The organism is Streptomyces hirsutus (assembly GCF_001418415.1).
Lineage (GTDB): Bacteria > Actinomycetota > Actinomycetes > Streptomycetales > Streptomycetaceae > Streptomyces > Streptomyces hirsutus.
The window spans coordinates 1-7,291 of sequence record NZ_LIQT01000235.1; the positions used below are offsets into that span (position 1 = coordinate 1).

Sequence of the window (7,291 nt, forward strand, 5' to 3'; positions counted from 1 at the left end):
GGGGACGGCGGGCGGTCCGGACGGCCGCTGGGCGCCCGGGACGCAAGTGCTGTGGCGCTACCGGGAGAACGGCGGCGCGCGCTTCCACATCGCGCGCCCCGTCACGGTCGTACGCGACGATCCGGAGTTGCTCGCCGTGTGGATGGCGCCCGGCACCGAGTGTGTGAGGCCGGTGCTCGCCGACGGCACTCCCGTGCACCAGGAGCCCCTCCGGACCCGGTACATCAAGCCCCGTACGGTCCAGCGCGGCCGCTGGACCGGGACCGGTGTGCTGAAGCTGGCCCGGCCCGGTGAGCCCTGGTCGGTGTGGCTGTTCTGGGACCAGGACTGGCGGTTCAAGAACTGGTACGTGAACCTGGAGGAGCCGCTGGCCCGTTGGGCCGGTGGAGTGGACTCCGAGGATCATTTTCTGGACATCTCCGTACACCCGGACCGCAGTTGGCACTGGCGGGACGAGGACGAGTTCGCGCAGGCCCAGCGGGACGGTCTGGTGGACACCGCGCTGGCCCGCCGGGTGCGGGAAGCGGGCCGGAAGGCGCTGGCCGTGATCTCCCGGTGGGGAGCCCCGTTCTCGGACGACTGGCAGAACTGGCGCCCGGATCCGTCCTGGGCGGTACCTTCACTGCCACCGGACTGGGACCGCACGCCCGCGCATCTGTCGTCATGAGACTCTTGATGCACCCTGGGTCAGGAAACGTAGGATCGTCCTCCGCAAGGCACCGGGCGACAGCAACTCCCGGATCGCGCGCTGGGCTTGACCGAACGTCACCGAGGGGCGGCAGGACGTGAGCGAGGGGTACGGCACTACCGGTGCGGGCCGGGGACGGTCGGCAGGCGGCGCAGGAACGAGCGCTCACCACGCGGGGATTCCGTTCCGGGGACGTGCATTGCGGGTATCGGAGTTCCGGCGGGACGTACGGTGTGCACGGTGTGCGTCCCCGGCCTCACGTTCACGGGGCAGGCGGGAATGTGAGGAACGGGCCGTGGCCCCGGACGGATGGACTCGACACACGTGACGGAGCAGCCGACCTCCTACGAGCGCCCGGATCCGGGCGCCACCCCCGCGGATGCCCACGGGGCGTTCCTGCCTGCCTCGGCACCGGCACACGGGCCCGGCTCGACATCGTCGTCATCGTCGTCGTCATCGCCGCCGTCGTCCGTGCCCGCGTCTCCGGCTTCGGCTGCGTCCTCGGCGTCGGGTCCGGCCGGGCCCGACGCCGAGCACTCCCAGCCGCACGCCGGGCAGGAATCCGGACCCGACACCCATCGACCTCGGCCCGCGTCCGAGGGCATACCGCTTCAGCCGGCCGGAGGACAGAAACCCGACGTGCACGACCACCCGGCAGCGGACCACCCGCCAGCGGCTCCTCCGGCCCCCCGCGGTGCGCCCGAGGAGCAAGAGGGCCAGAAGCGGGGGGACCAGGACCGCGGGTCCCGGGAACCGGCGCCCCAGGACAGCTCCGCGCCCGTCACCGACGGCCTCGAGCGCCGCACCGGTCAGATCACCCCGCCCGGGAAGCCCACCCCGATGCGGCGGGACGGGGACCGGCTGAGGTTCGTCGGCGCCGCGACCCGGAGGATCGCCCGCGGCATCGATCTCGAAGAGATCGTGATGGGCCTGTGCCGGGCCACCGTGCCCACCTTCGCCGACACCATCCTGGTCTATCTGCGCGAACCGCTGCCGGTCGGTGACGAGCGGCCCACCGGCCCGCTGGTGCTGCGGTTGCGGCGCAGCGACCGGATCCCGGCCGAGCGCGACACCGAGGGCGGTTTCGTGCCGGCCGCCGCGCCCGCGCGCTCCGAGCTGGACTCCATCGGCTCGGAGCGGTGCACGGTGCGGCCCGGCAGCGCGCTCGCCGAAGTGCTGCGCGGCGTACGGCCGGTGTTCACGGACGCGCCCGCCGCGCGCGCCGCGCTGCCCGAACTCCTCGGCGAGGAAGCCGAGGCGGCCGTCCCCGACGGTCAGCGGGCGATCCTCGCGCCGCTGCGCGGCCGGCGCCGGGTGATCGGCGCGGCCCTGTTCCTGCGCGGCCCCGAGCGCATCGCCTTCGAGGCCGACGACCTGCTGGTCGCCGCCCAGCTCGCCACGCACAGCGCCCTCGGCATCGACAAGGCGGTGCTGTACGGGCGGGAGGCGTACATCGCGGACGAGTTGCAGCGGACCATGCTGCCGGAGAACCTGCCGCGCTGCACCGGCGTGCGGCTGGCCTCCCGCTATCTGCCGGCCGCCGAGACCGCGCGCGTGGGCGGCGACTGGTACGACGCCATCCCGCTGCCCGGCAGCAGGGTCGCGCTGGTCGTCGGCGACGTCATGGGCCATTCCATGACCTCCGCCGCGATCATGGGCCAACTGCGCACCACCGCCCAGACCCTGGCCGGGCTCGACCTGCCGCCGCAGGAGGTGCTGCACCACCTGGACGAGCAGGCGCAGCGGCTCGGCGCGGACCGGATGGCGACCTGCCTGTACGCGGTGTACGACCCGGTCGCGCACCGCATCACCATCGCCAACGCCGGTCATCCGCCGCCCATTCTGCTGCATCTGGGCGGGCGGGCCGAGGTGCTGCGGGTACCCGCGGGCGCCCCGATCGGCGTCGGCGGTGTGGACTTCGAGGCAGTCGAGCTGGACGCGCCCGCCGGGGCGACGCTGCTGCTCTACACGGACGGCCTGGTCGAGTCCCGGCTGCGGGACGTGTGGACCGGCATCGACCAGCTGCGCGACAAGCTCGCCGCGACCGCGCAGCTGACCGGCCCGGACCATCCGCCGCCGCTGGAGGCGCTCTGCGACGAGGTGCTCGACATGCTCGGTCCGGGCGACCGGGACGACGACATCGCGCTGCTCGCCGCCCGCTTCGACGGGATCGCGCCGAACGACGTGGCGTACTGGTTCCTCGAGCCGGAGGACGCCGCTCCCGGCCGGGCCCGCCGGCTGGCCCGCAAGGCGCTGTCCCGATGGGGCATGGAGGAGCTGACCGACTCGGTGGAGCTGCTGGTCAGCGAGGTGGTCACCAACGCGGTCCGGTACGCCTCCCGCCCGGTCACCCTGCGGCTGCTGCGCACGGACGTCCTGCGCTGCGAGGTCGGTGACGACGTGCCCCAGCTCCCCCGGCTCCGCCAGGCCCGCGCCACGGACGAGGGAGGCCGCGGGCTGTACCTGGTCAACCGGCTGGCCCGGCGCTGGGGCGCGACCCGGCTGAGCACGGGCAAGGTGGTGTGGTTCGAGCTGAACCACGGGAACTGAACCACGGCGCCTGAGCCACGGCGCCCGAAGGATGCCGACGGCATGAGGGGCGCCCGGTCCTGTCACCGGGCGCCCCTCACCTCGTCCGCTCCCCCGCTACTGCTTCTGCCGCTCCTCGTCCCCCGTCTCGTCCGGGTCGGGCGGGACCTCGATGGTGGGCGGGGTGAAGGTCGGGCCCGTCGGCGGGGTGGTCGTCGGTTCCTCGGTGGTGGGCTCGGTCGTCGTCGGTTCCTCGGTCGGTTCCTTGGTGGTCGGAGCCTGTGTGGTCGGTTCCTCGGTCGTCGGCTCCTCGGTCGGTGACTCCGACGGCGACGCGGGTGCCGACGAGGACGGGGGCGGTGTGACGGCCGCGCCCTGGTCGGTCTCCAGGTCGAACTTGCTGGTCTTCTCCATCACGCCGAAGGTGTACGCGGCCCAGATCTGCGCCGGGAAGCCACCGCCGTTGACGCGGGTCTCGCCGCCCGCGCCGTACATCTCGACCTGCGGGTGCGGGGGTTTGTCGTCCTCGCCGAACAGGCCGACGGTCGTGACCAGGTCGGGGGTGTAGCCGGCGAACCAGGCCGACTTGTTGTTGTCGGAGGTGCCCGTCTTGCCGGCGACCTGCTGGCCGTCGCGCAGCGGGTTGTCCCGGACCGCCGTGCGGGCGGTGCCGTCGTCGACCACGCCGGTCAGGATCGAGGTCACCGTGTCGGCGGCCTCGCGGCTGATGACCTGTTCGCCGACGGCGTCCGGGATGGTGACGGTGCGGTTGAGGTGCTCGGCCGACTTGAGGATCGTCGGGGTGGTCCGCTTGCCGTGGTTGTCGAGGGTGGCGTAGACGGCGGCCATGTCCATCGGGCTCGCGCCCATGGAGCCCAGGGTCTGGGCGGGCACCGCCTCCAGGTCCTCGACGTCCATGCCGAGCTTGCCCGCGGTCTCCATCACCTTCGGCATGCCGACGTCGACGCCCATCTGCGCGAAGACGGAGTTGACGGACTTGTTCATCGCCGTCTGGACGGTGATGTCGCCGTGGTCCACGTCGCCCTGGTTCTCCGGGGAGAAGCCGACCTCGGCGCCGTTCTCCATGACCGGGCGCTTGCTGGTGCCGTCGTAGACGGTGTTGGCCGCGATCGGCTGACCGTCCTGCGTCTCGGCCTGTTCCTCGACGGCGGCCGCCAGGATCACCGGCTTGAAGGTGGAGGCGGGCTGGTAGTCGGGGCGGGTGGCGTTGTTCGTGAAGTGCTTGAGGTAGTCCACGCCGCCGTACATGGCCACGACCGCGCCGGTCTTCGGGGCCACGGAGACGGCGCCGGCCTGGATGTCGGCGTCGACCTCGCGCTCCTTGGGGTCCAGCTTGCTGGTGAGCCGGCTCTTGACGGCCCCCTCCAGCGCCTTCTGCTTCTTCTTGTCGATGTTGAGGGTGATGGTCCAGCCGCCGAGGTCGACCAGGGCGTCGGCCTCCTTGGCGTCCGCGGCGGTGCCCTCGTCGACCAGCCGGCGCTTCAGCGCGGCGTTGGCCTCCGTCACGAGGTAACCGACCTGGCCGGCCTGGCCGGGGTTGCCCCTGGGGTCCTTCGGCACCGGGAACTTCATGCCGGACCGCTCGGCGGCGTCCAGCCACTTCTGCTCGACCATGTTGTCGAGGACGTAGTTCCAGCGGTTCTTGACGAGCTTCTTGCTGGTGTCCGAGGCCACCGCCCAGTCGTACTGGCTCGGTGCCTGCAGGAGCGCGGCGAGATAGGCGCCCCGCTCGACGGTGAGGTCCTCGGCGTCGACGCGGTAGTAGGCCTGGGCGGCGGCCTGGACGCCGTAGGCACCGCGGCCGTAGTAGCTGGTGTTCATGTAGCCGGCGAGGATGTAGTCCTTGGACTTCTCCCGGTCCAGCTTCAGGGAGATGACGAGCTCCTTGAGCTTGCGCGAGACCGTCTGCTCCTGGGTCAGGTAGTAGTTCTTCACGTACTGCTGGGTGATCGTCGAACCGCCCTGCGCGCCCTTGCCGGAAGCGGTGTTGAGCAGACCGCGCGCCGTGCCCTTGAGATCGACGCCGGCGTCCTTGTAGAACGTCTTGTTCTCGGCGGCGACGAACGCCCGCTGGACCGGCTTGGGAACCCGCGCCAGGTTGACGACCTCACGGTTGACCTCGCCGTCGCGGGCCATGATCGAGCCGTCGCTGTACTTGTAGACGTTGCTCTGCTGCTGGGCGTCGGCGTTCCCCTCGGGGATGTCGATCACCATGTACAGCACGATGAAGGTGCCCATGCCGAGCAGGCAGAGCCCGAAGGCCGTGCCGAGGATCTTCTTCCAGGTGAAGAGGCGGCGTATCCGGCCCTGACCGTTCCCGCCCGACGAACGGCTCCCGGAAGCCGCACGGTGCCCACCGCGCTGTCGTGCGCGTCGTTCTTCCGCTCGTCCCATGGGTCCGCTCTGCTCCGCTTCGCTCGTGTGTGCCGACGAAGCACACGGGTTCGCCGATCAGGTCAACTCCGCAAGCTAACACCGGAAGCTATGACAAACAGCTGTCGATCCGGCCTTTACGGACGTGACAATCAGCACCCGTCCCACCGGAACCGCCATCCACCTCACCAGAACCGACGTGCGAAACCTGTTCATGGTTGCCGCGAACCGCTAAAGTGATATCACTTAGATAGACAGGCGCTAGCGGCGCGCAGCTCGCACGGCAGCGCCCCGAGAGACGGGGGATCACCCATGACCACACACGCCACGAAGGCCGCACCGGCCACGGCCGACGTACCCGAGATGCCGGCCCCGCGCGTACGGGAGACGCCGGCGCACAGCATCGGCGGCGGGCTCGCCCTGACGCTCGGCCTGGCCGGACTGCTGCTCGGCATCGGACTGGTGGTCGGCGCCACGTCCGTCGCCGGGACCGGTGCCAAGGCACTGCTGATCGTCTTCGGCATCCTGATCGCCCTGGCCGCGTTCCTCGCCATGTGCGGACTGAACATGGTGGCGCCGGGCGAGGCGCGGGTGGTCCAGCTCTTCGGGCGCTACCGGGGCACGATCCGGCAGGACGGCCTGCGCTGGGTGAACCCCTTCACCTCGCGCACCAAGATCTCGACCCGGGTACGCAACCACGAGACCGCGGTCCTCAAGGTGAACGACGCCTACGGCAACCCGATCGAGCTGGCCTCGGTCGTGGTGTGGCGGGTGGCGGACACCGCGCAGGCCACCTTCGAGGTGGACGACTACATCGAGTTCGTCTCCACCCAGACCGAGGCCGCCGTCCGGCACATCGCCATCGAGTACCCGTACGACGCCCACGAGGAGGACGGCCTCTCGCTGCGCGGCAACGCCGAGGAGATCACCGAGAAGCTCGCGGTCGAGCTGCGCGCACGGGTGGACGCGGCCGGTGTCGAGATCATCGAGTCCCGCTTCACCCACCTCGCCTACGCCCCCGAGATCGCCTCCGCGATGCTCCAGCGGCAGCAGGCGGGCGCGGTCGTGGCGGCCCGGCAGCTGATCGTGGAGGGCGCCGTGGGCATGGTCGAGACGGCACTGGCCCGGATCGCCGAGCAGGGCATCGTGGAGCTGGACTCCGAGCGCAAGGCCGCGATGGTGTCCAACCTGATGGTGGTCCTGTGCGGTGACCGCGCCGCGCAGCCGGTCCTCAACACCGGGACCCTCTACCAGTGACCGCCCCGTCCGGCCCCGAGGAGACCCCTCGGCGCAGGCCGCAGCAGCAGCGCAAGCAGGTGCTGCTGCGGCTGGACCCGCTGGTGCACGAGGCACTGGCGCGATGGGCGAACGACGAGCTGCGCTCGGCGAACGCCCAGATCGAGTTCCTGCTGCGGCGGGCGCTCGCGGAAGCGGGCCGGCTCCCCGGCGAGGCAGGCCCCCTGCCCCGCCGGGGGCGCCCGCCCGTACAGCAGCCGCCGACGCAGCCGCCGCAGACCGGCCAACCGCAGCAGCCGCAGCAGCCGCAGCAGCCCAAGGATCACCCTCCCGAGTCCCGGTGACCTTCCCGGACCGGACGACCCCCCAGGGCCCGGTGCCACCCTCCCGACCCTGCCCTCCCCAGCCCTCGGGCTTTTTCGTCCGGACCGGGCCCGGGTGGAG

The 7,291-nt window shown here is 71.5% G+C and carries 5 protein-coding genes; 4 read left to right on the forward strand and 1 reads right to left on the reverse strand.

Going from position 1 to position 7,291, the window contains the following annotated elements; all coding sequences use genetic code 11:
* Both fomD and AOK11_RS18515 read left to right on the forward strand, forming a co-directional pair.
* Positions 1-667: cytidylyl-2-hydroxypropylphosphonate hydrolase (gene fomD, locus AOK11_RS18510; protein ID WP_055594832.1), on the forward strand; the 667-nt coding region annotated here is incomplete at its 5' end.
* Positions 668-1,012: 345 nt separating this feature from the next.
* Positions 1,013-3,238: a SpoIIE family protein phosphatase gene (locus AOK11_RS18515; protein WP_079034936.1), complete on the forward strand. Its 2,226-nt coding sequence runs from the start codon at positions 1,013-1,015 to the stop codon at positions 3,236-3,238.
* A 96-nt stretch (positions 3,239-3,334) separates the two neighbouring features.
* Here AOK11_RS18515 and AOK11_RS18520 read toward each other — a convergent pair whose 3' ends face one another.
* Positions 3,335-5,632 carry a transglycosylase domain-containing protein gene (locus tag AOK11_RS18520; protein WP_055594834.1) on the reverse strand — a complete coding sequence of 766 codons (2,298 nt, stop codon included), beginning with the start codon at positions 5,630-5,632 and terminating at the stop codon, positions 3,335-3,337.
* Between the two features lie 291 nt (positions 5,633-5,923).
* On the opposite strand from AOK11_RS18520, the gene AOK11_RS18525 reads away from it, so the two are divergent.
* Together AOK11_RS18525 and AOK11_RS18530 are read left to right on the forward strand one after the other, a co-directional pair.
* On the forward strand, positions 5,924-6,868 hold the full coding sequence (locus AOK11_RS18525) for an SPFH domain-containing protein (protein ID WP_055594835.1): 945 nt from the start codon (positions 5,924-5,926) through the stop codon (positions 6,866-6,868).
* A complete protein-coding gene (locus AOK11_RS18530; RefSeq protein ID WP_055594836.1) occupies positions 6,865-7,191 on the forward strand; it encodes a type II toxin-antitoxin system antitoxin in 327 nt (108 codons plus the stop codon). The genes AOK11_RS18525 and AOK11_RS18530 overlap by 4 nt, the downstream gene beginning before the upstream one ends.
* The last annotated feature ends 100 nt before the right edge of the window (positions 7,192-7,291 follow it).